This window comes from Bacillus sp. AR4-2 (assembly GCF_008274865.1).
GTDB lineage: Bacteria > Bacillota > Bacilli > Bacillales > Bacillaceae_G > Bacillus_A > Bacillus_A cereus.
Window position 1 is genome coordinate 4,075,468 of sequence record NZ_CP031062.1, and the last position, 26,703, is coordinate 4,102,170.

Consider the following 26,703-nt stretch of genomic DNA (forward strand, 5'->3'; position numbering starts at 1 on the left):
AACAGCTATGTAATGTGAAAGGGACACCTTCATACAGGTGTCCTCACTGCTGTCTTACATCTTTTTCTATTCTAGCATAAAACAAACGAGAAGTTAACCTTCTGGTTCAGTTTGGTTTTGCGCGTTCCCTTGCGTTACAACACTTGCTTTACTCGCATTTCTCTCATCATATTTGACATTTTTAACTGCAAAATAAATAAGAAAATGTCCAGCACCTAAAATACATAATAAGTAAGGTAAACTTTTTTCAGGTGGAAAGAATAGTACAGCACATAAAAAACTTAAAATGGAACAGATTCTTCCGGCGTTTAACCACAGCTCCCGAACAACGACATATTCCACACGCCATTCTCTCGCATTTTTCGCTCTACCAATTACGTCATATGTCATTGATCCGTACGGAACAAGTAAAATAGGATATGCAATTGCAATACATGCCGCATAAATAAGTAATTTCGTGTATGTAACATTGAAAATAACTAAAAAGACGACAGCATATAAAATAATGCCTCCAAGTAAAATTGCTTTTTTTCGCCACTCCTTCTTTAACATACGAGCAACTAAGTAATAACATACAAAGGATACAGCAGAGTTCACTAAACTGTATTTCCCTAATGCAAACTCACTATTAGTTGCTAAATAAACATATACTGAAATGACAAAAATAAACGTTCCTTCTCTCAATCCTTGGAAAAAATGAGCTCGTGTAATCTTTCCCCAATTTTTATCAATCCGTCGTTCTTTCAATACTTGCACGATTTCATAACGCCCTTCACATTCTCTTTTAGATAAAAAGAAGCTTAAGACGACAGCAATTGCAAATAGAACTAATGAAAGAAAGAATATAACAGTATAGCCACTCCATTTCTCCATACGTGAAATTGTGTATCCTGCTGCTATCGGTCCAATCATTCCAGAGAAGGATGTAAGAAGTCCAAGAAACCCATTAAAGAAATCTCTTGTTTCTGGTTCTGTAATTTCAAATGTCAATAAGTTAAAAGCCAACCAGTAAAAACCGTATCCTACTCCTAAAAGAGCCCCCATTAATAAAATATACTGAGAAGCACTTTTCCCTGCTACTAAGACAACAATAAAAAAAATTGCGAGCGTCCCTACTCCTATTCGTAATAAAATCGAACGATCGATACGTTTCGCTAATTTTCCCCCTACAAGAAATGTGAGAGGCTGTAATACCACGCTGGCTAAATTATACAAGCCAAGATTCACATAATTTTGTGTTTGTTTCCATAAATAAATATTTACAAACGAATTCGATAAAGAAATTGCGAGCGTGTATAAACCTCCTATAAGGAGCAATAACACTAAATCCCGATTCACTTCAACGTCACCAATTATATGTTTCCATTTCATACACAACTCTCCTTTACTTCATGTTCTAGTCTTCCAAAGACAAGCCCAATTATGTAAAAGGAAAGCATAGAAAAAAGCTAGGAGCTCTCCCCTAGCTTTTTCTATATTATTACGATTATTTTGCTTCTTGGTAACGTTTTTCAGCAGCGTTCCAATCTACAACGTTCCAGAATGCGCCGATGTAGTCTGGACGACGGTTTTGGTAGTTTAAGTAGTAAGCATGCTCCCAAACATCTAAACCGATAACTGGAGTTTTACCTTCAGTTAAAGGAGAATCTTGGTTTGGAGTGCTTGTTACTTCTAACTCACCATTGTTTACTACTAACCAAGCCCAACCAGAACCGAAGCGAGTTGCGCCAGCTTTTGCGAATTCTTCTTTGAATGCATCGAAGCTACCGAATTTTGCTTCAATTGCAGTTGCAAGTTCACCTACAGGTTGTCCTCCGCCGTTTGGAGATAGGATTGTCCAGAAGAATGTATGGTTAGCATGTCCGCCACCATTGTTACGTACTGCTGTACGGATTGCTTCTGGTACTTCGTTTAAGTTTGCAACTAATTCTTCTACGCTTTTGTCAGCTAATTCTGCATGACCTTCTAAAGCAGCGTTTAAGTTTGTAATGTACGTGTTGTGATGTTTTGTATGATGGATGTTCATTGTTTCTTTGTCAAAGTGAGGCTCTAAAGCATCATACGCATAAGGTAAATTTGGTAATTCGTGTTTTGCCATTGTTATATTCCTCCCAGTTTATGTATTGCCACTTAAGTGACATACAACTTCATTCTACCCTAATTGCCATAGGGTGCAAACAAATAAATCACATTGTCTTGCTATCATTAAAGTAGCAAAATTCCCACTTCTTTTCAATTAAAATGCTCATATATTCCGTAAAAAAAGCTTCCTTCTACAAGGAAGCTTCCTGCTAACATAATAAACATGCGAAATGGATATGGACCCTGTAGGACTCGAACCTACGACCGGACGGTTATGAGCCGTCTGCTCTAACCAGCTGAGCTAAGGGTCCACAATTATGTATGTAACAACATATCAAATAAAGGAATTCCTATCGGATATGCTCTTTAAGAAATGTAAGATAAATTTACCATATAGAAAAGAAAAGTGTCAATTGTATTTTTCTTATTTAAAAGAAGAAAGTTAATAAAAGAAATTTAGTTATCTCCACTATATGTAAATATAATATATCTTGAGATTCTCTAGATTCCTACGTTACAATGATTTTATACATACATAAAGGAAGTGAATCTATGTCCATATTTACCCAATTCGTAAAAAGCATATACTCGCCTAAAGATATGGCGCTATTCCGTTTTCAAAAAATCGGTAAAACCATTTTGTATATTATGCTACTTTGCTTAATTACTACTATTCCAAGAACTTTTTTGTACGGTAGTTTTATCCAGGATGGTGTTGGCATGGTAAATCAAGTCATCGATAAAGATTTACCTGATTTTAAAATCGAAAATGGCGAACTAAAAGCTGATATTGATCAACCTATTGAAAAAGAAGAAGGAAATACACTTTTCGTATTTGATCCAAATTCAACAGACCTAGAAAAATATCAAAATAAAACAGGTTTATTTGTTTTAAAAGATAAAGTAGTCTCTATGGGAAATGGTCAAACACAAACGTATTCTTATAACGATTTGTTAGGTGCATCTCTTGAGAAAAAAGATCTACAAGAATTTATTTCTTTATTCGATAATATTTATCCAATTTTATTATTTGTTATTGGATTCTTAGTGTACCTATTCCAATTATTCATAACTTTTGTAGGCGTGACTTTACTTGCGTTCATCGGTTCTGCTATGAGCGGTCAACGTAAACTATCCTATAAACAAGTTTGGACACTAACTGCATACAGCTACACAATTCCAACAATCTTCTTTATGATTATGGATGCATGCAAGATTGTCGTACCTGGATCAACATTCATCTATATCGCAGTTGTTTTAATTGTTCTGTACTTAACAATTAAAGAAGTTCCAAAACCGAAAGAAAAATAAGAACGAAAAAAAATGCCTAAATAGGCATTTTTTTTTTGGACAAGCATATATTCCTAGCAAAGGAGTGAAGAATATGAAGAGATTAGGTATATTCCTATTCGTGCTTGTTCTCGGTTATATATTTTATTACGATATAAAAATCGGTACTTTACCGATGTTAAGTTCATATAAAAAAACAACTGCTGCTCAAACAATTAAAAAAGAAAACACAGACAGTCAACAAAATAAAGCGAACAAAACAGAAAAAGAAACGGATGTATCTTATAAAACAATTGAAGTAAAAACTGGTGAGACAGTTCTTTCTATTACAGAACAAATTAACAAGAAAAAAATTCCTTCCATAGAAAAAGTCATTGACGACTTTAAACAATTAAACAAAAGTACATCTGCTACAAAAATACAAATTGGAAAGTCTTATAAATTCCCGTTATATCAATAAGCTATCACTTAATCCTTGTCAATTACATAAAGGCGCTGATACAATAGTAAAAGTGAAACCGAGTACTTCGGTTTCTATAGCCCTATATCACGTATACTATCATTGATATGAGGGACTAAATAAGAAACTTCTTTTATAAGGAGAGCGATCTATTCGTGAATGAAATGACTCATCGTACAAAAACACGTCCAGTTAAAGTCGGTAATTTAACAATCGGCGGTAATAATGAATTAATTATACAAAGTATGACAACAACAAAAACACATGATGTTGAAGCAACAGTTGCTGAAATCAAGCGTTTAGAAGAAGCCGGCTGTCAAGTCGTCCGCGTTGCCGTTCCAGATGAACGCGCAGCAGATGCTATTGCTGATATAAAAAAACAAATCAACATTCCACTTGTTGCTGATATTCATTTTGATTATCGCCTTGCTTTAAAAGCAATTGAAGGTGGCATCGATAAAGTACGTATCAATCCAGGTAATATTGGTCGTCGCCATAAAGTAGAAGCTGTTGTAAATGCAGCAAAAGAGCGCGGTATTCCAATCCGTATCGGTGTAAACGCTGGTTCATTAGAGCGACACATTTTAGAAAAGTACGGGTACCCAACTGCAGATGGTATGGTTGAGAGCGCGCTACATCATATTAAAATTTTAGAGGACTTAGATTTCCACGATATTATCGTATCTATGAAAGCCTCTGATGTTAACTTAGCAATCGAAGCATACGAGAAAGCTGCTCGTGCTTTTGATTATCCATTACATTTAGGTATTACAGAATCTGGAACATTGTTTGCCGGAACTGTAAAAAGTGCTGCTGGTCTTGGAGCAATCTTAAATAAAGGCATCGGAAATACACTACGTATTTCATTAAGTGCTGATCCAGTTGAAGAGGTAAAAGTTGCTCGCGAATTATTAAAATCATTCGGTCTTGCGTCTAATGCAGCAACACTTATCTCTTGTCCAACTTGTGGTCGTATTGAAATCGATTTAATTAGCATTGCTAACGAAGTGGAAGAATACATCTCTACACTTCAAGTACCAATTAAAGTTGCAGTACTTGGTTGCGCTGTAAATGGCCCTGGTGAAGCTCGTGAAGCTGATATCGGTATTGCCGGTGCACGTGGAGAGGGATTATTATTCCGTAAAGGGCAAGTCGTTCGTAAAGTGCCAGAAGAAACAATGGTAGAAGAACTGAAAAAAGAAATTGACGTAATTGCTGCTGAAATGGCTGCTGAACGAGAAAAAGAAAAAGAGACACAAGAACAATAAAAAGAAGGTTGCCACAATATTTGTGAGCAACCTTCTTTTCTACGTAAAAAAGCTCGTCAGTTATATAACCGACGAGCTTTTACTTTGCACATTTTGGACAACGACCATATATTTCAAACTTATGACCCGTTACTTCATAACCGGTAAAATCTTTATTCATAAAATCCATTGGGCAGGAAGTAATCTCTTTCGTTCCCCCACAATCCAAACAAATAAAATGATGATGATGTTCCATAATAGAACAAGTAAAACGAAAATGTTTTTCACCATTTAATTCCGTTTGTTCTAAAACACCAATCTCAGCAAAAACTGTTAAGTTACGATAAATCGTATCAAAACTAAGCCCTGGATAATCGTCCTTCATATGCTCTAAAACGTCTTTCGCAGTTAAATAACGATTATGTGCTGCAAATAATCTGAGCATCTCTTCTCTTTTTCCAGTATGTTTGTATCCTTTTTCTTTCATTAGGCGTAAAGCTTCTGTTAGATTCATACCTATCCCTACTTTATGCAGTTTTTTTCTTCTTCCATAAAATCGCACCGATTAAAATAAGAACTGCTATCATAACAATTGTACCACCTGGCGCTAGATCAAGTTGATACGAAGCAAACATTCCACCAATTACTGCAATTTCACCAAATAAAATGGAAAAGAAAATTGTTTGTTTAAATCCTTTAGCAATACGAATACTTGCTGCAACTGGTAACGTCATTAATGATGATACAAGAAGAACCCCCACTACACGCATTGATACTGCAATGACAAGAGCAACTAATATAATGAAAATAAAGTGAATCCATTTCGCTCTTAAACCAGTTGATACTGCGTATTCCTCATCAAATGATAATAGAAACAGCTCTTTATATAATAAAATAATTGTCGCAACAACAACAATTGCTACAATCCCAATAATAATTAAATCTGTACTTGTTACAGCACTGACACTACCAAATAAATAACTAAATAAGTCTGTGTTAAATCCATTTGCAAGTGAAATGAAAATAACTCCAACCCCCATCCCTGCCGAAAGGATAATTGGAATTGCTAATTCTTGATAGTGCTTATATACAGTTCGTAACTTTTCGATTAGTAGCGCTCCACCAATCGAGAAAATCATCCCCATATATAAGGGGTTTAAAAATCCACCTGTAAAAATGGTTTTTTCAAGTAATAAACTTGCTGCAATACCCGATAACGTCACGTGACTTAATGCATCCGCAATAAGAGATAAACGACGAATAACAACAAACACACCAATTAGCGGTGCAACAAGTCCAATTAAAATACCAGCGTATAAAGAATTACGTAAAAAGTCATATTGTAAAAAATCTTGTATCATTATATCCTCCCGTGATGCTCATGTTCGTGTTCTAAACGATGAACATGATGTCCATATAAGACGGACATTTCTGCATCTTCTAACTCTCGGAACTTCTCTACATTTCCATGGAAATGTAGATGTTGGTTTAGGCATGCAACATGTGTTACTTTTTCAGTAACAGCTCCCATATCATGAGTAACAAGAATTAATGTGATCCCGAGCCTTTTGTTTAAATCCTCTAATATTTCGTAAAAACTTTCCACATTTTTCACATCGATTCCAACAGTAGGCTCGTCCAAAATAAGCAATTCAGGATCACTAACGAGCGCACGAGCAATAAATACACGCTGTTGCTGTCCACCAGAAAGCTCTCCAATGTTACGACCTTGAAACTCACTCATCCCTACATCAGCAATTGCTTTTTCTACCTTTTTCTTATCCTCTTTTGTGAAAAAGCGAAAAAGCCCTTTTTTCGAAACAAGTCCCATTGACACAACTTCAGAAACAGTTGCTGGAAAACCAGAATTGAAACTATTTGCCTTTTGGGATACATAACCAACTTTGTTCCATTCCTTAAACTTCTTACTATCAACGCCAAACACGCGAATGCTTCCTTCTTTTGGCTTTAAAACACCTAATAAACACTTAAGTAAAGTTGATTTACCTGAACCATTCGGTCCCACTAAACCTAAAAAAGCTCCCTTCGGAACTTGCAAATTAATATTTTCTAACACATTCCGATCTTCATATCGGAATGTTAAACCTTCAATTTCTAATATATTATTCATAGCATCTCACCTATTTTAATTCAGAATGATTCCGATTTATATCTATTTGAATTATAGTACAGCTTATTATAGTTGTAAACCAATCTGCCTAAAATATATCTATTTTTTCAAGAAACCTTACTATTATAACAAAAAGCAGAGAAAAATTCTCTGCTTCCGAAAAATATTCCTATAAACTTTTTAGTGAATAGCCGATTTAAACTTACCACCATTTGTCTCTTGCGTGCTCATAATCGTAACAAATGCATTTTCATCAATTTCATGCACAATTGATTTTAACTTCGTCACTTCTAGACGCGTTACAACTGCATAAATAACTTCTTTTTCTTTATCCGTGTAACCACCTTTCGCTACAAGCTTTGTAGTTCCACGGCCAAGACGATGCAAAATCGCGTTTGATACTTCCTCATATTGATCAGATACAATTAAAACCGCCTTCGTTTCATCTAGCCCTTGAATTACTGTATCGATCGTTTTAAATGCGATATAGTACGTCATAACAGAATACATCGCTTGTTCCACACCAAACACAAATGCTGCCCATGCAAAAATAAATAAGTTCACAAACATTACGAATTCACCAACAGAGAATGGTAATTTCTTCGTTAATAAAATCCCCATAATTTCAGTTCCATCTAGCGATCCACCATGACGAATTACAAGTCCTACACCAAGACCTAAAATAAGACCACCAAACACTGTCGCTAAAATAGGTTCTGTTGTAAATGGTGGTACCGCATGTAACGTTGACTCAATGAAAGCTAACGCTACAATACCAAATGTCGAAGATAACATAAATGTTTTTCCAATTTGCTTATAACCGGAATACATAAATGGGATATTGAGAACAACGACTAAAGTAGAAAAACTTAACCACCAAATGTTAGGAGTAAGATAATCTAATATAAGAGAAATACCAATAATTCCACCATCAATAATTTTATTTGGCATTAAAAATAGTTCAATTGCTACCGCCGCGCATGCTGCTCCAAAAATAATCATAACTAAACGATAAATGAGATGAATAACACTTTCTTTTCGATGTTGCTTTTGCTCCATAAGTCCTCCCTTTACTCTTTTTCTGTAGTTTTGTCCTTATATTATAACATACGCTTCTTTTCCTCATGAAAAAGAAACTCCACACGAATATGTACAAGCTATATGCTCATATATTTCGATAGAAGAACGCGTGAAGGAGGATAATAAGATGAACCTCATTAAACAAATTGTTAATAAAAAATTAAATCATATTTCTACAAAAGAGCTATTAAAATATAGCAAAGAATATGAAGTTCCCATTACAGCCGCACAAGCTGATCAAATCGTTTTACTTATGAAGGGTAAAAATATTAATATTTACGATAACAACGAGCGACTAGAGCTTTTAAAACAAATCGCAAAAGTAACTTCCCCTGCCACTGCCCAACAAGTAAATACATTATTTCAGCAACTACTAAAATAAGGAGGGGATTTCCCCCTCCTTATTGCGCTTTAATTTTTTCAAGAAGCCCTTCATCAAAAGTGCCGTTTTTCAGCATTTCGATTTCCAATTTGTATGGTGGCTTCTTATCTTTTTTATCTTCCCCTACATACGGTGTTTCAAGAATTTTTGGTACATGCATTAACTGTGGATGATGTACAATGTGATGCAATGCTTTATACCCAATGTGACCAAATCCAATGTTTTCATGACGGTCTTTTCCTGCTCCGCGTACATTTTTACTATCATTAATATGAAGTACTTGTAAACGATCTATACCAACGATCTTATCAAATTCGTTTAATACGCCGTCAAAGTCATTTACAATATCATATCCTGCATCGTGCGTATGACACGTATCAAAGCATACAGATAGCTTTTCATTATATTTTACACCATCAATAATCTTTGCAATTTCTTCAAAGCTACGACCGCATTCTGTTCCTTTTCCTGCCATCGTCTCTAACGCAATGTTAACCGTCTGTTCTGGCGTTAATACTTCATTAAGCCCTTTAATAATTTGTTGAATACCAGCATCTGCTCCAGCACCAACGTGCGCTCCTGGGTGAAGAACAATTTGTTTCGCTACACCTAATGCCGATGTTCTTTCAATTTCCATGCGAAGAAAGTCTACGCCTAATTGGAATGTTTCTGGCTTCGTCGTATTCCCAACATTAATAATATACGGCGCATGGACGATAATTTCCTCAATTCCGTTCAGCTCCATATGTTTTCTTCCTGCTTCTATGTTCAATTCTTCAATTGGTTTTCTTCGTGTATTTTGCGGTGCACCTGTATAAATCATAAACGTTGTTGCACCGTATGAAACAGCCTCTTCACTTGCTGCTAATAACATTTTCTTACCACTCATGGAAACATGAGATCCAATCTTTAACATACAATCACCTCTTCAATATACAATAGATATAATGATAGCATAATTTGTAGAAATATGTAGTGAATTGTTTGTTCACAAAAGACGCACTACACAAATTCATATGACTATTTAGACAGACTATACTCTTCATTTAAATTAGCGGGATTAAAAAAAGATAAGGGAAACCCCTTATCTTTTTTTATTGCTATATTTTCTCTTCACTTTGTCACGTTCTGTTGCAAGTTTACGTTTATAGTTTGGTTTTACTTTTTTCGGTTTTTTAATAACTTTCGTTGCCATAACATCAAGTTCGTCATTTGGTTTTTTACGGCTCTTACGACGACGACGCTCACCTAAATCTGCCCACTCATCTCCACGTAAATCTACATGTTTAAACTCGATATGACGTTGTTTTTCTAAGCTATCTAACGCTTCTTCGTTTGCTGGATCATAAATCGTCACTGCAATACCAGAATGCCCCGCACGTGCTGTTCTTCCAACGCGGTGAACGAAGAAATCTAAATCTGATGGTAGCTCATAGTTAATAACATGGCTAATCCCTTCAATATCAATACCACGTGCTGCTAAATCAGTCGCAACAATATATTGGAATTCAAGGTCACGAATTTGTTTCATCATTTTTTTACGATCACGTGGTGATAAATCCCCGTGAATTCGTCCAACTTTTAAGCCACGTTCCATTAATCCATCAGCAACTTGGTCTGCCATCTTTTTCGTATTCGTGAAAACAACTGCTAAATACGGTTTAAATTGAAGTAGCATTTTATGCACTAAATCAATTTTATTACGATGTTTAGAAGGCACTAAATAGTGTTCAATGTTTCCAGCTGCAACTTGTTTTGGATTGATATGAATATGCTCTGGATTCTCCATATATTTCTTCAGAAACGGTTTTAGTTTTTGAGGAATTGTTGCAGAGAAAACTAACATTTGCAAGTTTTTAGGCATGCGTGCTGCAATTTTGTCTACATCATGAATGAATCCCATATCAAGCATTAAGTCTGCTTCATCGACAATAATCGTATTTGCTTTATGAACAAATAATGCTTGTTCTTCAACTAAGTCTTTAATACGTCCTGGTGTCCCAACTACGATATGAGGTTGTTTTTTCAATTTCTCAATTGAACGTTGTTTATCAGTTCCACCAATTAAACAACGTGCTGTAATCATTTGGTCTTCCGCACAAAACTTTGTTAATTTCACGATTTCTTCGTAAATTTGTTGTGCTAACTCACGAGTAGGCGCTGTAATAACAAGTTGTACTTCTTCACGACTTGCATTAATTCTGTTTAATGTAGGAAGTAAGTATGCATGTGTTTTCCCAGAACCTGTTTGGGATTGTCCAATTACACTTACACCTTTTTTCACGACTGGGAAAATTTTCTGCTGAATTCCTGTCGGCTCTGTAAAGCGTAGTTCACGAACTGCATCTATTAAAAATGGTTTAAAATCATACTGTGTAAAAGTTTGTTGTGTCATAAGTTACACCTTCTTTCTAAAATTTCTACTGCGCGCACAAATCAGTCAAGTCTACATTATATCGAAATCTACAAGTAAAATCCATCTTTAGTTTAGGTTTTCACTTCAAAAACTAACCTTCTTCCCTTTTATTGCATATTGTATGTGTATATACCTAACTGAAGAAAGGAGGATTTCTCACATGTTTCCGAAATCCCCTACAAGGCAAATGTATCCGAATCCAGGGCAGCAACCTTATACACCATATCCAATTCCACAACTACCACCAATGGCACAAAAAAAGAAAGGTTTTCTTGCTAAGCTTTTTAAAAAACACGATCCAACCGAGCCGTTTATGCAAATGGTTCCACCTTACCGACAAATGGAAGGGCAACCAATGATGCATCAGCAACCACCACCGCCGCAATATCATCAGCAATATCCGCAGCAATACCAGCAACAATATCCGCAGCAACATCCACAATATCAACCATACATGCAGCAACATCCTGAGCAAATGATACCGCCTCAAATGTATGAATCAAATGAAACGCGCGGCGGCGCAACTACAACTGCGGCAACAGCAAGCAGTGGCATCGGCAGTTTTTTTTCGAACTTAATTTCGAATCCAACTAATATGATAAATAACATCGAAAAAGTATCCCAAGTCGTTCAATCTGTAGGTCCTGTCGTCGAACAGTATGGTCCTATTATGCGTAGTCTACCAAGCATTGTTAAAATCCTCACCTCTGGAAAAAGCACGGAAGAAAATCAAACGGAAAATGTAACAGAGCCAGTTGAGGTAGAAAGTCCGCCTCCTGCACCTCAAAAAAAGAAACGAAAACGAAAGAAAATAGTGATTGAACCTGTAATAGAAAAAGAGTTACCGAAAGAACCAGTTCAACAAACAGCAACAAAACCAAAACTATATGTGTAACAATCCTTTGTTTTCTATCCACTCCTCCTTTATAATGTAAAAGACTATGCACAAAAGTATCCCTTGTTTAGAAGGAGAGGATTACTCATATGAAAATTGTTAAAATTTCCCCTCGTGGTTATTGCTACGGTGTTGTCGATGCAATGGTAATTGCACGTAACGCCGCATTAGATAAATCATTGCCGAGACCCATTTATATTTTAGGTATGATTGTTCACAATAAACATGTTACAGACGCTTTTGAAGAAGATGGAATCATCACATTAGACGGTCCAAGTCGCTTAGAAATTTTAGATAAAATTGATTCTGGTACTGTTATTTTCACTGCACACGGTGTTTCTCCAGAAGTTAAACAACGCGCAAAAGAAAAAGGTTTAACAACAATCGATGCTACTTGCCCAGATGTTACCAAGACGCATGACCTTATCGAAGCTAAGAAAGCGGAAGGGTATCATGTCATTTATATCGGTAAAAAAAATCATCCAGAGCCAGAAGGCGCAGTTGGTATTGCACCTGACATCGTTCACCTTATCGAAAGAGCCGATGATTTAAAAACATTAGAAATCCCAACAGATAAAATTTTAGTAACAAATCAAACAACGATGAGTCAATGGGATGTTCAACATTTAATGGAGGACATTCAAAAAAAATTCCCAACAGCAGAATTCCATAAAGAAATTTGTTTAGCAACTCAAGTTCGCCAAGAAGCTGTCGCTAAACAAGCTGATGTTGCAGACTTAACAATTGTTGTTGGTGATCCGAAAAGTAACAATTCAAATCGCTTAGCACAAGTATCACAAGAAATCGCGGGTACAAAAGCATATCGAGTTGCTGATGTAAGCGAAATTCAATTAGAGTGGCTACAAGGTGTAGAAAACGTAGCTGTTACAGCAGGTGCTTCTACTCCAACGCCAATTACGAAAGAAGTTATCGCTTTCTTAGAGCAATATAACCCAATGAATCCCGCTACATGGGAAAGAGTTCGAAAAGTACCGTTACAAAAAATATTACCTCGCGTGAAAGTGAAAAAAGAACAATAATAAAAACCGTTGCTTGCATGAGCAACGGTTTTTATTTTTCTTATACAAATATAAATGGATCTGTATGTAACTGCGAAGCATGAATGTGTACATTGAGTTTCTTTGCATCCACTTTTTCTTGTAATTGCTTTTGTACACCTTGTTTCATTACTTTTTCAACATTATGTCCTGGGTCAACTATATTTAAACCGAGCATCATCGCATCATGAGCAACATGATAGTACATGTCACCAGTTACATATACATCTGCTCCTTTAAATTTCGCTTGGTTTATATATTTATTACCATCTCCACCAAGTACAGCTACTTTACGCACTTTATCGTCTAACTTACCGACAACTCTTGCGCCCTTCACGTCTAATGATTGTTTCACATGTTCTGCAAATTGACCAAGCGTCATTTCTTCTTGTAAGTATCCTATTTTTCCTAGGCCTAACGTTTCACCTTTATTATCAAGCGGATACACATCGTATGCTACTTCTTCATAAGGGTGCGCTGTTACCATTGCTTTAATCACTTTCCGCTGTAATGAAGCTGGAATAATCGTTTCGATTCGCACTTCTTCTACACGTTCTAACTGTCCAGTTTCCCCGATATAAGGATTTGTCCCCTCTTGAGGTACAAATGCGCCTGTACCCTCGCTACTAAACGTACAGTGGCTATAATTGCCGATATGACCAGCACCTGCGTCTCCTAATGCATTCCTTACTTCTTCTGCATGAGTGACTGGCACAAACACAACAACTTTTTTCATTTCTTCTGCATATGTCGGTGCCAAAACTTCTGTATTTTGCAATCCTAACGCCTCAGCAAGTAAATCATTTACCCCGCCCTTAGCAACATCCACATTTGTATGCGCTGCATAGATTGCAATATCATTTTTAATACACTTTTCAATAATTTTCCCATACGCCTTATCTGTATGAATCGCTTTTAACGGGTTAAAAATTAAAGGATGATGAGCAATAATGACATTTGCCCCTAATTGAATTGCTTCATCCACAACTTCTTCCGTTACATCTAACGCAATCAATACGTGCCGCACGGGTTTATTAAGCGCTCCAATCTGCAGGCCAATCTTATCTCCTTCCATCGCCAAATGCTTCGGATACATACTTTCAAATAAAGAAATAATTTCATGGCCATTTGGAATTTTACTCATGATAAAACCTCCCCTATCATTTTCATTTTCGCTTCTACTTCCCCACGCTTCGCTTTTGTTTCTTCAGAATCAGCTGCACGTTCTAACTGTTTTAAAATATTTTGGAAGTTTTTTAATTCTCCTTCCCATTTTTCAACGAAGGCTTCACTTTTTTCTGTTATTAAAAATGGTCCCATAAACAATTCAGCTTGTTTATTTTCAGAGTAAGGCGCTGCAACATTTCCTCGCTCCCCTACTAAAATTTCGTAAATTTTCCCATCTTCTTTTACGATTTTTTCATGGATAAGCTCCCAACCATTCTCAATAAACCATTCACGAATATGATGCGCTGCAATATTAGGCTGTAAAATTAAACGTGTTACACCTTCTAATTTTTCTTTACCACTTTCTAAAATGTCACGAATTAACGCTCCGCCCATTCCGGCAACCGTAATTACATCTACTTCTCCTGGTGCGATAACAGCTAATCCATTCCCTTTACGCACATCTACTTTATCTTGTAAACCACTTTCAGCTACAGTTGCTTGCGCAGAGCGAAATGGTCCATCTACGACCTCTCCTGCAACTGCTTTTGTAGCAATATTATTTATAATTGTATAACACGGTAAATACGCATGATCCGATCCAATATCAGCGACTGTAGATCCTACTGGTATTTCACGTACAACTTCTTCTAATCGTTTTGAAAGCTTTACTTCATTCATGTATTTCCATTACTCCTTCTCTTGTCAGTCTGTCTCCATGATAATGAATTTATAGTAGTTGTTGCAAGTCCATAACAACAATTCACTGCTCTATCATTCATCGTATTTTAGAAAATATAGAAAAACAAGCCCTTTGCATAAGCAAAAGGCTTGTCATACGGAACTTTATTTTTTCTTCGATAACCAATCAGCTACTTTAGCGGCTTGATCAGCTGGAACTATATTGGCAGGCATATTGCCTTTTCCTTTCGAAAGAATTTCTTTAATTTCATCCTTTGAAAGTTTCCCACCAATTTTTTGCAAGTTAGGTCCAACTGCCCCTTGTAACTGATCACCATGGCAGCTCGTACAACTTTGCTTCACAATATCTTCTGGTTTTGATGCCGTTTGTGCTGGCTTCCCGCCATTTTTTGCATCAGCTAACTCTTTAGATTTATTTAGCCCCTGAAATGAAAATACAAACATAACGATAATACCCAATGCTGCAATAAGAGCGAACGGAATCAGCGGATTACGTTTCATATCTCTTCTCCCCCTTCTATATCCCTAAATAGTTAGATGATTCAGTCATTTCCATTGTACTTGAAAACGCTCTATCAGAAAAGAGTAAACTACCACTTGTTAAAAATATTCCATAAATTCAGTTTATTGTTTTTTATTGTCATATCGCTTATTATTTCGATAATTATTAACGTTTCTCATCATATTTTTCGCTTTTCTACATATATTTTTGTATAGAATAAACAAAATTAATCGAAAAATCGAAAAATGAGCATTTGCAAATCAAAAGACAATTCTGTAAAATAAATTACAAGAAATTGTAATCGTTGCCGATAGCTAAATTTTAACAAAAATTAACAAAATAAAAAAGTTTACTTCACAATGGTGAAGTAAACTTAAAAAATAACCTATTCTAAGAAATCCTTAAGACGCTTACTACGGCTTGGATGTCTTAATTTGCGAAGTGCTTTTGCTTCAATTTGACGGATACGCTCTCTCGTTACGCCGAATACTTTCCCAACTTCTTCAAGCGTACGAGTTCGTCCATCATCTAAACCGAAACGAAGACGTAGAACATTTTCTTCACGATCTGTTAGCGTATCTAACACATCTTCTAATTGTTCTTTTAGCAATTCATAGGCTGCATGGTCCGCAGGCGATGTTGCTTCTTGGTCTTCAATAAAGTCACCTAAATGGGAGTCATCTTCTTCACCAATTGGTGTTTCAAGAGAAACTGGCTCCTGTGCAATTTTTAAGATTTCACGTACTTTTTCTGGAGCAAGATCCATTTCTTCACCAATCTCTTCAGGAGACGGTTCACGACCTAAATCTTGTAATAATTGGCGTTGTACACGAATTAACTTGTTAATCGTTTCAACCATATGAACTGGAATACGAATTGTTCGCGCTTGGTCTGCAATGGCACGTGTAATAGCTTGGCGAATCCACCAAGTTGCATACGTACTAAATTTGAAACCTTTACGATAATCGAACTTTTCAACAGCTTTAATTAGACCCATATTACCTTCTTGAATTAAGTCTAAGAAAAGCATACCACGGCCTACATAGCGCTTTGCAATACTTACTACAAGACGTAAGTTTGCTTCTGCAAGACGACGTTTCGCTTCTTCATCGCCTTCTTCAATACGCGTTGCAAGTCGAATTTCTTCTTCTGCAGATAGTAAGTCTACACGACCAATTTCTTTTAAATACATACGAACAGGATCGTTGATTTTAACCCCTGGTGGTACACTTAAATCATTGAGGTCAAACTCTTCTTCTGTTTTTGAAATTTGGCGATTATTAGGGCCTTCTTCGTTGTCATTATCACCAACTAAGTCAATGCCTTGTTCACCCAAATATTCATAGTATTCATCCATTTGATCGGATTCAATTTCAAATCCATTCATGCGTTCTGCAATCTCTTCATATGTAAGAACGCCACGTTTTTTTCCGAGCTCAGTGAGTTGTTCTTTCACTTGCTCAAGGGTCATTTCAGTTTCAATTTGTTTAGAACGAGCTGGTTTGTCAGCCATCTGTTCCCCTCCTTACGCGAGATACAAACATTCATTATACTAAAACTTTATCAAAAAAGCTATTTTCTCGCTTTTTGATTTTGTAAATATGCTACATAATATTTAGCAGCCTCTACAGGATCTGTTTTTTCCATTTGTTTCACTTTAAAGATGATCTCCATCTTTTCAAGTTTTTCCTGATGCCGTCTAAGCGTCTCCAAATGGCCTTGTAACACTTCTTCTGTGTATTCTGGATTAATAAATTCATCCGTCGAAATATCAGTGATAATATTTTTCAACTTTTCATCAGAGAGCCAACTTAAAAATGTTCCGACTGAAGGTTCATTTCCCTTTTCATAATATGCGTATAGTTCATATAAAATCCCTTTATGTTCTTCTGTATGAAAATCTTCTATATGGGATTCCATACGAACAGCTACTTCTGCACTTTGCAACATATGGTAAATAATTTCTCTTTCCGCTCTTTCAAAACCTGTTAACTTCGGTTTTGTTTGAACGACTTGAGACGGTTTAGCAACCTGCTTTATTTGTTTTTGCTGTACCTTTTGTTCTTTGCGATATTGGTGCAATTGATTCAAAAGTGTTTCCATTGAATACGAAAATTCTTGCGATAATGACTTCAAATATGACTCTGCCTGCATCGCATCTTGTAACAACGATAACTCTTTTAAAACACTTTTCACATATTCTTCTTTGCCAGACTCATCTTGCAAATTTTTCCCTAAACGCAAATAATTTATTTTAAAACCAACAAAACTCACACTTGATTTCACAAGATTTTCAAAAGCAGTAGTCCCATATTGTTGCACATATTCATCAGGATCAAGCTTATCTGGCAAGGATGTGACTTTCACTTGGCAACCAACTTTTAGCAATAATTGCCCTGCTTTCATCGTCGCTTCTCGCCCTGCTTTATCACCATCATAGCAAAGAACAACAGTTTCAACGTTACGTCGCAGAAGTTTTGCTTGTTCTTCAGTTAAAGCTGTTCCCATTGTCGCAACAGCTTCTTCCACACCACTTTTTACCGCAGCTAGTACATCGGCATATCCTTCGAAAAGAACCACTTGCCCACGCTTTCTAATAAATGGTCTTGCTTGGTGGAAGTTATACAACAATTTACTTTTGTGAAAAATCGGTGTTTCAGGACTATTTAAATATTTCGGAGTGTCATCTCCTAACGCCCTTCCACTAAACGCTATCACCTTACCTTGTAACGTATAGATCGGGAACATAACTCTTCCACGGAAGCGATCATAATGACTACCATCCTTCTCACTTCTTATTAGAAGGCCAGCTTGTTCCATAGTAGACAGCGATAAACCTCTTTTTTGTAAAATTTTCGTCGCTGCATCCCAAGCAGGTGATGCATAACCAATTTCAAACTTCTCAATCATCTCTTTCGTAATACCACGGTTTAATAAATATGAAAGTGCTTCATTTCCCTCTTCCGTATTTACTAATAAATGATGATAATACTTTTTCAATAATTCATGAGCTTGTTGCATGATGACAGTGTCATCAGATATGTCTTCTTGTTGTCCTTGTCCTGATGTGTACTCTGCAACCGCAATTCCATTTCTTTCGCCTAGCTTTTGAACAGCCTCGGTAAACGCCAGTCCTTCCATTTTCATTAGAAAGGAAAATACATTTCCACCTTCTCCACATCCGAAGCAATGAAAAATTTGCTTATCAGATGAAACAGAGAATGAAGGAGAATTCTCACCATGAAATGGACAAAGGCCGAAATAGTTACGCCCCTGTTTTCTAAGTTGAACGTATTCACCAATGACTTCTACAATATCGGATGATGTCCGAATCTGTTCAACAACTTCTTCGGGAATTCTGTTCCCCATAACTCCATCTCCGTGTCGTATTTTGTATTCGATATAAATTAAAAAATTCCTTTATAATTCGACAATATTTTTCTAAACTTGTTAGAAAGTGTTGCCGATTACATTGTATAAACGATTTTGAACCTTTCCTATAGGTCCTTTATCTGCATAAATCGCATATACATACTTGCTATATAAAATTGTATACATTTGCTCATCTGTTACAAATGTATCTCTTAGAAACAATACATATACACCTTTTTACAAGAAGAGTAGCAAGCCACATATACTGTTTGATCTTGAGATCTGTAACTTTTTCATGTTGATCCATATAACAATCAACTCCATTTTGTTCAGTATCTACAATGATCCAATTGCCTTGCTATTTCCTTAAAGGATGAGCATATGATGCGACAAACAAAATTCCGACATGAAATTCCGCTCCAACTTGCACAATTTCAGCCTTCACGGGATATACATCTACACCAACTAATATGTTGTTGATGTTTTGCATATTTCTGTATTCTACATCCCTTCTGTGAATCCTTCCATAATGTGCGTTTTCTTGTATAGATTTTGTCGATTTAACGTAATTACATGTCTTTTTCGTAAATCCTATCCCTAGTTTATTCTGAAAAATTAAAGTCTAAACGTAAAATATAGGTTTTTATCACAATTTTTTATTATAATATATTTTCTTCAACTACGCTACATATCCCTTTATTTTTTCATCTTACATTTCAGGATGACAAACTCACACCTTGAATATACTAAAAGACAAAGGAGTATAAGTATAACCATTACACTACAATCTATTACAAAATCCATAGGTATCATATTTCACATGAGCGAAAAAAGCACATTCACCTTTGGTAAATGTGCTAAAACATTTTTTGGTTTTGCACTGCATTCACAATAATATTTGCTGTTTCTTCAATCGCTTTATTCGATACATCGATTACTTGGCAATTTATTTTACTAATTACTTCCTCAAAGTGATCAATTTCTTCTTGAATACGATTAATATTTGCATATGTTGCTCCATCACTTAATCCAAGTGATTTTAATCGTTCTTTTCGAATATGATTTAACTTATCTGGCGTAATTTTCAAACCGAAACATTTTTCTTTTGCCACTTGATATAGTTCTTCAGGTGGGTCAACTTCTGGCACGAGTGGTACATTCGCAACTTTCAAGCGTTTGTTATGAGCTAAATATTGGGAAAGTGGTGTTTTTGATGTACGCGAAACACCAATCAACACGATATCTGCTTTTAAAATACCTCGTGCATCTCTGCCGTCATCATACTTCACAGCAAACTCAATCGCTTCAATCTTTTTAAAGTATTCTTCATCTAACCTACGGACAACACCTGGCTCATATCTCGGCACTTGCCCCGTAATTTCTTCAATTTGATCAATAAGAGGGCCGATAATATCGTATGCCTCTACCCCTTCTTTTGCAGCCTCTGTTACTAAATACTGGCGCATATCAGGCTTAACTAACGTAAAACATATAAGTGCTTGATTACTCTTAGCAATCGAAATCACTTCTTTTAATGTCCCTGTATCTTCTACATACGGTACACGTCTAATATCAGGAGCAAACGGGAATTGCCCCATTGCTGCTCGAACAACCAAATCAGCCGTTTCTCCTACAGAGTCAGATACGACATATACGATTTTATTATCCATTACATTACCTCACTTTAAACAAATTACACTTATTCGTTATTTACTAAATTTACAAACGCACGTGTAATATTTGTTTTTGTAATTCGCCCAATCACTTCTAAACCTTGTTTCGTATCTTTTACAACTGGCATTGCATCAATCTGTCTTTCTATTAATTCCATCGCAATATCATATAAAGAATCCTCTCTACGACACATCGCAATGTTTGGCATCCTTGTCATGATAATATTAACCGGAAGAGAGGTTAAATCCTGCTTTCCTAAGCTCGCTCTTAATAAATCTTTACGAGACACAACACCAACTAATAGAGTCATCTGATCTACAACGAACAATGTACCAACGTCCTCTAAAAACATCGTACAAATTGCATCGTATACGGAAACATTTTTATCAATTACAACCGGTCTAGATTGATAATCTTGTACTTTAATTTTCTTAACAGCTTCAGATAATAGCTGCCCCCCAGTTTTACCCGTATAAAAATAACCTACGCGTGGACGTGCTTCTAAATAACCAGCCATCGTTAAAATTGCTAAGTCTGGTCTTAGCGTCGCACGTGTTAGACCCAATTGCGCTGCAATTGATTCCCCTGTAATAGGACCGTGATCTTTTACAATCTGAATGATATGTTCTTGCCGTTTATTCAGCTCTATGATAATCACCACCTTTAATGCACAACGAAAAAAGTTATACTATCTCTTAAATATTATATACTAAATATGCTATTCGAAAAAGAAAGTATGTAAAAAGGACCGTATACGGCCCAAAATTATATTTGAAACTTATCAAGTTGTTCTAAAAAACGTCTTGATTTCAAATAAATTCCGCAATATTCATCATAATATGTATTCAATACTAAACGCATTTGTTTTTTTGTGCTATCCTTTACCGATACATTTCCGAGCCTATGTAAATCGAAATGGAAGAAAAGGCGTAATAATTTATGAACAGCTTCTCCTACCGGTATACGATATGGGTCTTGCTCTGCATGACGTGAGCACAGAAAACCGCCTTCCCTTACGGAGAAGGCGACAAAGTCTGTTTCTTGATGACAAATCGCACATGTATCAAAGTACGGGCGCATCCCTAATACCGGAAGCATTTTCGTTTGATAAATTAATGATAATACTTCTGGATCAACACCCTCACACATATAATGCAACGTTTGATATAACATTTCAAATAAATACGGATTATGTTTTTTATCTTCTGTTGCTTTATCAGTTAACTCAACAATAAATGATGCATAAGCAGTTAAAAATATATCCTCGCGAATTTCTTTCATAGTTGAAATAATCTCGCCTTGTTGCAATGTTCCAAGCCCAGATCCCATTTGAATTAGAAAATGGCCATGTGTCATTAATTGCGACACAGATGCTAATCGGCTTTTCGGTTTTTTTGACCCTCTTGCCATTGCACTTACCTTACCAAGTTCTCTTGAGAATATTGTAACAATTTTGTTCGTTTCTCCGTAATCTGTCGTACGGATAACGATGCCCTCAACTTTTTGAAACATGTTCGTCACCATCCAAGGTTTGAACAAAACGGGTCAAGAAATTGGAGAGTCTAGATGCGCTAGCTCCTCTTCATGTTGATCCATCTCATCGTTTACGTCTTTTTCCATTTCTTTCAAAAGCAAGTACGTTTCAATGCTTCCTGTTTTGGAGAAAAACTTCCAGGTAAAATCTAGCATAAGAATCCACCTTTCTCAATAAGCGTAGCCTATAAACCAATTTCCTTTGTTGTTATTAAATTGACCCATTTTGTCCATTTTCATGTGAGAAAAATTTTTCCTAATTTATCAAAGTTCATAAAAACCAATAATCAGTGGATGAACCAACCATCCACTGATTACAACTTTACTCTATTTTAGTACTCATCCTCGCGGAAACCTAGGTCACGAAGCTGAGACATTTTATTACGCCAATCTTTTTGCACTTTTACCCATACTTCTAAAAATACTTTAGAACCAAGTAGCGCTTCAATATCAAAACGAGCTCGCTTACCAACTTCTTTTAACATTTTCCCTTGTTTTCCGATGATGATTCCTTTTTGTGATGCACGTTCAACAACAATCGTTGCATTTATATAAACTGCCCCGCCCTCACGCTTTTGAATCGCATCGATAACAACAGCCACAGAATGCGGCACTTCTTCACGTGTTAAATGTAGTACTTTCTCACGAATAAGCTCTGCAATAATAAATCTCTCCGGATGATCCGTTACTTGATTCTCTGGATAGTATTGTGGTCCTTCTGGTAAATACTTTTTAATTGTTCCAATTAAAGCGTCCACATTATTACCGTCTAACGCAGAAATTGGTACAATCTCTGCAAATTCATGTAGTTTACGATATTGATCAATTAACTCTAGTAATTGCTCTGGATGAAGTTGGTCAATTTTATTAATGACTAAAAATACTGGTTGTTTCGTTTCTTTTAATTTCTCAATGATGAATTCCTCACCACGACCAAATCCTTCAACTGCATTAACCATAAACAGAACAATATCAACTTCTTTTAATGTCGTTTGAGCCATCTTTACCATGAAGTCGCCTAATTTATGTTTAGGTTTATGTATTCCTGGTGTATCAATGAAAATAACTTGTGCATCATTTTCTGTATATACACCTTGAATTTTATTACGAGTCGTTTGTGGCTTATCACTCATAATAGCAATTTTCTGGCCAATAATACGGTTTAAAAATGTAGATTTTCCAACATTCGGTCTGCCAATAATAGAGACAAAACCTGATTTATAACCTTTTCTATTCATGTAAATCCTCCGCTAAAAATGCTCCTGGTAACAATTCTCCGACTGTCGTCTCCTGAACGTCACCATGTAAGTTTGATAAGTATACTTTCGTATCCTGTTTACATAATTCTACCATAACTTGTCGACATGCTCCACAAGGAGGTACTGGGCGCTTTGTATCTGCTACAACCGCAATGGCTACAAATTCTTTATCTCCTTCAGAAACCGCCTTAAATAAAGCTGTTCTTTCAGCACAATTACATAAGCCATATGATGCATTCTCAACATTACATCCACGATATACTTTTCCACCGCGCGTTAATAATGCTGCACCTACTTGAAATTTAGAATATGGTACGTACGCTTGTTTACGCGCTTCGATTGCTTCTAGAATTAATTGTTTACTATTCATATTCCCGCATCCTTCCTGTTCACAGCTATGAAGAGATACACTCTCTCATTAAAGGCCCTTACAGCACTTCCAAAGCTTAATAAAAGCTTCGGAATGCAACTATACCATATACGGTAAAAAGATAATAGCACCAATTATAACAGCTATAATTGCAAACAATAAAACCGCTCCTGCCGCAACATCCTTTGCAATTTTTGCAAACGGATGAATATCGGCAGTCGCTAAATCTACCGTTTTTTCCACAGCCGTATTTACCATCTCTAAACTCATTACACTCCCTATTACAACAAGTAATATCATCCACTCTATTTTCGTAATATGGAAATAAAAGCCGCAGCATATAACAATGACTGCGGCTAAATAATGGATTTTCATATTTCGTTCATGACGAAAACAAAAGAATATACCAGCTATAGCATATCCAAAACTATCTATAAGTTTTCCTTTTTTCATCGTCCTAATCCAAAAGCTTCTAAAATTTCTTTTTGTCTTCCGAACATTTCTTTTTCATCTTCTTCTGTCATGTGATCATAACCAAGTAAATGTAAAAAGCCATGTAACGCCAAAAATCCAAGTTCACGATCGAAAGAATGTCCGTACTCTTCAGCTTGCTCTTTCGCCCTTGGAATAGAGATAATAAGATCCCCTAACATGCGCGGCATCTCTGCACCAACAATCTCCATTTCTCCTTCTCCCATCTCTTCCATGGCAAAGGATATTACATCTGTAGGTTGATCTTTATCTCGGTAATCACGATTAATTTCTCTAATGCGCTCATTATCTACAAATGTCACCGATACCTCCGCACCATCCTCGATATTTTCCATTTGAGCTGCTTTTTCTAACACTTCACGAATTAAACTCATATACTCTTCTTTTACTTCTTCTGTTTCATCAATAAAATCAATTAACAAACTCATTCTTTCTCCTTTTCTTCCGGAGGTTCCGGATATGTAATACGCGAATGGAAAATACCATTTAACGTTTCACACAACGTTTTTCCAACGATTTGTAGTTCCTTAAACGTCAAATCACATTCACTAAATTGACCGTCTTGCAGTCGATCTTTAATAATACTTTGCACCAAATTATTAATTTGTTCTGGCGTTGGGTGATTCATAGAACGTACCGCAGCTTCTACACTATCAGCAATACCAACAATTGCCGATTCTTTCGAAGTTGCTTTTGAACCTGGATAACGGAACATCTCTTCTGTATATTTTTCTTTATCTTCTTTAATAGCTTTATAATAAAAATATTTCAGTAACGTTGTACCGTGATGTTGCCCAGCGATATCAATAATTTCTTGTGGAATATGATATTCTTCGAGCATTCTTACTCCATCCGTTACGTGAGCAATTATAATATCTTTACTTGTTACAGGATCTAATTTATCATGCGGGTTTTCAATTCCCATTTGGTTTTCAATAAAGAATTGCGGTTGTACTGTTTTTCCTACATCATGATAATATGCCCCTACACGCGCTAATACACCATTTGCCCCGACTGCTTCACAAGCAGCCTCAGAAAGATTCGCTACCATTACACTATGATGATATGTCCCTGGCGCTTCTAACAAAATTCTGCGTAAAAGTGGATGATTTGGGCTTGATAATTCCATAAGCTTCATACTTGATACGATTCCAAGTCCACTTTCTAAATATGGTAAAATCCCCATAGCCAAAACGGATGATATAATCCCTGAAAGTGAAGCCATTAATAATTGCGTACCAATTTCAAGAGGCGAAAAATTCCCATTACGTAATAATAAGAGCGCCGCCAATACGACTACATTTAATACAGAAACGAGTATACCAGCTTGTAAAATCATTGTACGACGATTTTTTTCTCGCAAGAAAATACTAACCGATAACGAACTTAACAATACGTAAATCCCTACACTATAATTTAATGTACTCGTTACTCCTTCATTAAACATAATACTTCCGCATACAGAAAAAATCATACTCGTTAAAAAGACAAATCGATCACCAATCATTAGTTTTACAAGTATTGTTCCCATCGCAACTGGGACAACATATGCAATCCCTGCGTATTCAAGTTTTTGAAACAAACTAATGATTTTCATTAAGACGATTGTGATAGACAAAATTGTAATATACGCTAAAACATACGGTCTATCTTCTCTTTTTCTCTTTAAAAATAATTCAAATTGTTTATGCATAAAGTATAGTAACACACCAATGAGTACCGCTAATCCAACATAAGGTTGAAAACCGTTCCCTTTTTCTAACAAACCAACTAATTTCAACTGATTATACACATCACTTGAAATTGTTTCACCTTCTCTAACAAGAACTTGTCCTTGAAGAATATAAACAGGTGGAACTAAATCTTCCTCTGCTTTTCTCTTCTCTTTCGTTAAGATTGGGTCATAAAAATAGTTAGCTGAAATTGCATATCTTCCTAGCGCCTTAATTGATTCTTTTAAACCATTATCAACATTAACACTATTCATCTCACTTACATATCGTTCTTTCGCATCTTTCAATTCGTCCATTTTAATATGCTCAGTCATGATACTATTAATCGCTGTGACCGCAGCATCTTTCGCTAATACTAATTGGCTCGGATCTGCATTAATCAAATTCAGTAAGTTTGAATCAGATAACTCTTTCGTTAAGTCAGCGGGTAGTTTCTTTTTTAACTTGTCCACTTTCTCAGCATCAGTCATCTTTTTTTGATCATCCGGTCCAACAGCTTTAATCTCTTGCACCACTTCATCCACTTTAGCAAAGACGTCATTCACAATATCAACTTTGTTTTGTTTATACTCACTTTTATATGTATATTGATCTTCAACTTTTGTAGCGGCTTCTTTTTTCTTTTTATCCGTTGTAACTTTATCTTCAATTTTTATAGGAGAATGGATTGTCTTTTTCGCAATAGAATACATATTAACATCTAATTGTTCTGGTTTTACATTATTCATAAGCGCAAAAAACAGCACTGCTCCTAACACAACGTAAGAAATCCAACTTAGTTTTTTCGAATGTTGTAAATTACGAAACCACTTAGAAATTTCTTGAGATCTTGACATGATTTCAATACCTTCTCCTCTC

29 protein-coding genes and 1 tRNA gene are annotated in these 26,703 nt (G+C 36.0%); 6 read left to right on the forward strand and 24 right to left on the reverse strand.

Features of this window, described 5'->3' with window-relative positions; all coding sequences use genetic code 11:
- Positions 1-93: 93 nt before the first annotated feature.
- The 3 genes from DN399_RS21050 to DN399_RS21060 all read right to left on the reverse strand — a co-directional run bounded on the left by DN399_RS21050 (position 94) and on the right by DN399_RS21060 (position 2,393).
- Positions 94-1,371 (reverse strand): MFS transporter, encoded by a 1,278-nt coding sequence (locus DN399_RS21050; RefSeq protein WP_149149924.1) that lies wholly within the window; start codon positions 1,369-1,371, stop codon positions 94-96.
- A gap of 115 nt (positions 1,372-1,486) precedes the next feature.
- Positions 1,487-2,098 (reverse strand): superoxide dismutase [Mn], encoded by a 612-nt coding sequence (sodA, locus tag DN399_RS21055; protein WP_001052031.1) that lies wholly within the window; start codon positions 2,096-2,098, stop codon positions 1,487-1,489.
- A 221-nt stretch (positions 2,099-2,319) separates the two neighbouring features.
- A tRNA-Ile gene (locus DN399_RS21060) sits at positions 2,320-2,393 on the reverse strand.
- A gap of 241 nt (positions 2,394-2,634) precedes the next feature.
- On the opposite strand from DN399_RS21060, the gene yqgB reads away from it, so the two are divergent.
- From yqgB to ispG, 3 genes are all read left to right on the forward strand, one after another.
- Positions 2,635-3,393 (forward strand): protein YqgB, encoded by a 759-nt coding sequence (gene yqgB, locus DN399_RS21065; protein ID WP_000021897.1) that lies wholly within the window; start codon positions 2,635-2,637, stop codon positions 3,391-3,393.
- A 73-nt stretch (positions 3,394-3,466) separates the two neighbouring features.
- The gene (gene yqfZ, locus DN399_RS21070; RefSeq protein ID WP_000825414.1) at positions 3,467-3,832 is read left to right on the forward strand and encodes a protein YqfZ; all 366 of its coding nucleotides are present in this window, start codon (positions 3,467-3,469) and stop codon (positions 3,830-3,832) included.
- A gap of 164 nt (positions 3,833-3,996) precedes the next feature.
- Positions 3,997-5,100 (forward strand): flavodoxin-dependent (E)-4-hydroxy-3-methylbut-2-enyl-diphosphate synthase, encoded by a 1,104-nt coding sequence (gene ispG, locus DN399_RS21075; RefSeq protein ID WP_153577907.1) that lies wholly within the window; start codon positions 3,997-3,999, stop codon positions 5,098-5,100.
- 79 nt (positions 5,101-5,179) lie between these two features.
- Here the strand turns inward: ispG and DN399_RS21080 are convergent, their stop codons facing one another.
- The 4 genes from DN399_RS21080 to DN399_RS21095 form a co-directional block, all read right to left on the reverse strand.
- Complete coding sequence (locus tag DN399_RS21080) at positions 5,180-5,593, reverse strand: Fur family transcriptional regulator (protein ID WP_001054516.1); 414 nt, start codon at positions 5,591-5,593, stop codon at positions 5,180-5,182.
- A gap of 13 nt (positions 5,594-5,606) precedes the next feature.
- A complete protein-coding gene (locus tag DN399_RS21085) occupies positions 5,607-6,440 on the reverse strand; it encodes a metal ABC transporter permease (protein WP_000613815.1) in 834 nt (277 codons plus the stop codon).
- Positions 6,440-7,210, reverse strand: a complete 771-nt coding sequence (locus DN399_RS21090) for a metal ABC transporter ATP-binding protein (protein WP_001059662.1) — start codon at positions 7,208-7,210, stop codon at positions 6,440-6,442. The genes DN399_RS21085 and DN399_RS21090 overlap by 1 nt, the downstream gene beginning before the upstream one ends.
- Positions 7,211-7,390: 180 nt before the next feature.
- Positions 7,391-8,269, reverse strand: coding sequence for a YitT family protein (locus DN399_RS21095; protein ID WP_000435963.1), 879 nt, complete (start codon positions 8,267-8,269; stop codon positions 7,391-7,393).
- 148 nt (positions 8,270-8,417) lie between these two features.
- Here DN399_RS21095 and DN399_RS21100 point away from each other — a divergent pair, with 148 nt between their 5' ends.
- The gene (locus DN399_RS21100) at positions 8,418-8,672 is read left to right on the forward strand and encodes a DUF2624 domain-containing protein (RefSeq protein WP_001048954.1); all 255 of its coding nucleotides are present in this window, start codon (positions 8,418-8,420) and stop codon (positions 8,670-8,672) included.
- 19 nt (positions 8,673-8,691) lie between these two features.
- Here DN399_RS21100 and DN399_RS21105 read toward each other — a convergent pair whose 3' ends face one another.
- Both DN399_RS21105 and DN399_RS21110 read right to left on the reverse strand, forming a co-directional pair.
- Positions 8,692-9,588: a deoxyribonuclease IV gene (locus tag DN399_RS21105; RefSeq protein WP_000912460.1), complete on the reverse strand. Its 897-nt coding sequence runs from the start codon at positions 9,586-9,588 to the stop codon at positions 8,692-8,694.
- Between the two features lie 168 nt (positions 9,589-9,756).
- Positions 9,757-11,067, reverse strand: coding sequence for a DEAD/DEAH box helicase (locus tag DN399_RS21110; RefSeq protein WP_000194017.1), 1,311 nt, complete (start codon positions 11,065-11,067; stop codon positions 9,757-9,759).
- Between the two features lie 181 nt (positions 11,068-11,248).
- Here DN399_RS21110 and DN399_RS21115 point away from each other — a divergent pair, with 181 nt between their 5' ends.
- Positions 11,249-11,983, forward strand: coding sequence for a YqfQ family protein (locus tag DN399_RS21115; RefSeq protein ID WP_049107964.1), 735 nt, complete (start codon positions 11,249-11,251; stop codon positions 11,981-11,983).
- Between the two features lie 89 nt (positions 11,984-12,072).
- Positions 12,073-13,023, forward strand: coding sequence for a 4-hydroxy-3-methylbut-2-enyl diphosphate reductase (locus tag DN399_RS21120; protein WP_000706662.1), 951 nt, complete (start codon positions 12,073-12,075; stop codon positions 13,021-13,023).
- Between the two features lie 40 nt (positions 13,024-13,063).
- Here DN399_RS21120 and DN399_RS21125 read toward each other — a convergent pair whose 3' ends face one another.
- From DN399_RS21125 to DN399_RS21190, 15 genes are all read right to left on the reverse strand, one after another.
- A complete protein-coding gene (locus DN399_RS21125; protein WP_000036242.1) occupies positions 13,064-14,185 on the reverse strand; it encodes a Nif3-like dinuclear metal center hexameric protein in 1,122 nt (373 codons plus the stop codon).
- Complete coding sequence (locus DN399_RS21130) at positions 14,182-14,889, reverse strand: tRNA (adenine(22)-N(1))-methyltransferase (RefSeq protein WP_001006542.1); 708 nt, start codon at positions 14,887-14,889, stop codon at positions 14,182-14,184. Before DN399_RS21130 ends, DN399_RS21125 begins: the two co-directional genes overlap by 4 nt.
- 165 nt (positions 14,890-15,054) lie before the next feature.
- Complete coding sequence (gene cccA / locus DN399_RS21135; protein ID WP_000828141.1) at positions 15,055-15,411, reverse strand: cytochrome c550; 357 nt, start codon at positions 15,409-15,411, stop codon at positions 15,055-15,057.
- Between the two features lie 386 nt (positions 15,412-15,797).
- A complete protein-coding gene (gene rpoD, locus DN399_RS21140) occupies positions 15,798-16,925 on the reverse strand; it encodes an RNA polymerase sigma factor RpoD (RefSeq protein ID WP_000764065.1) in 1,128 nt (375 codons plus the stop codon).
- 59 nt (positions 16,926-16,984) lie between these two features.
- A complete protein-coding gene (gene dnaG / locus DN399_RS21145) occupies positions 16,985-18,781 on the reverse strand; it encodes a DNA primase (RefSeq protein ID WP_000528223.1) in 1,797 nt (598 codons plus the stop codon).
- A gap of 81 nt (positions 18,782-18,862) precedes the next feature.
- Positions 18,863-19,006 carry a hypothetical protein gene (locus DN399_RS28160; RefSeq protein WP_000479733.1) on the reverse strand — a complete coding sequence of 48 codons (144 nt, stop codon included), beginning with the start codon at positions 19,004-19,006 and terminating at the stop codon, positions 18,863-18,865.
- Positions 19,007-19,641: 635 nt separating this feature from the next.
- Positions 19,642-20,454: a pyruvate, water dikinase regulatory protein gene (locus DN399_RS21150; protein WP_000368944.1), complete on the reverse strand. Its 813-nt coding sequence runs from the start codon at positions 20,452-20,454 to the stop codon at positions 19,642-19,644.
- A gap of 29 nt (positions 20,455-20,483) precedes the next feature.
- Positions 20,484-21,116, reverse strand: coding sequence for a transcriptional regulator CcpN (ccpN, locus tag DN399_RS21155; protein ID WP_000583756.1), 633 nt, complete (start codon positions 21,114-21,116; stop codon positions 20,484-20,486).
- 107 nt (positions 21,117-21,223) lie between these two features.
- On the reverse strand, positions 21,224-21,970 hold the full coding sequence (gene recO / locus DN399_RS21160; protein ID WP_000487015.1) for a DNA repair protein RecO: 747 nt from the start codon (positions 21,968-21,970) through the stop codon (positions 21,224-21,226).
- Positions 21,971-22,003: 33 nt separating this feature from the next.
- Positions 22,004-22,147, reverse strand: coding sequence for a YqzL family protein (locus DN399_RS21165; RefSeq protein ID WP_000883924.1), 144 nt, complete (start codon positions 22,145-22,147; stop codon positions 22,004-22,006).
- Positions 22,148-22,323: 176 nt separating this feature from the next.
- Positions 22,324-23,229: a GTPase Era gene (gene era / locus DN399_RS21170; RefSeq protein WP_001080230.1), complete on the reverse strand. Its 906-nt coding sequence runs from the start codon at positions 23,227-23,229 to the stop codon at positions 22,324-22,326.
- Positions 23,222-23,620, reverse strand: coding sequence for a cytidine deaminase (locus DN399_RS21175; protein ID WP_001086285.1), 399 nt, complete (start codon positions 23,618-23,620; stop codon positions 23,222-23,224). The genes era and DN399_RS21175 overlap by 8 nt, the downstream gene beginning before the upstream one ends.
- A 99-nt stretch (positions 23,621-23,719) precedes the next feature.
- Positions 23,720-24,073, reverse strand: coding sequence for a diacylglycerol kinase family protein (locus DN399_RS21180; RefSeq protein ID WP_000715466.1), 354 nt, complete (start codon positions 24,071-24,073; stop codon positions 23,720-23,722).
- Positions 24,070-24,540: an rRNA maturation RNase YbeY gene (gene ybeY, locus DN399_RS21185; RefSeq protein ID WP_000054684.1), complete on the reverse strand. Its 471-nt coding sequence runs from the start codon at positions 24,538-24,540 to the stop codon at positions 24,070-24,072. The genes DN399_RS21180 and ybeY overlap by 4 nt, the downstream gene beginning before the upstream one ends.
- Positions 24,537-26,681 carry an HD family phosphohydrolase gene (locus tag DN399_RS21190; protein ID WP_000091509.1) on the reverse strand — a complete coding sequence of 715 codons (2,145 nt, stop codon included), beginning with the start codon at positions 26,679-26,681 and terminating at the stop codon, positions 24,537-24,539. The genes ybeY and DN399_RS21190 overlap by 4 nt, the downstream gene beginning before the upstream one ends.
- Positions 26,682-26,703: the final 22 nt, after the last annotated feature.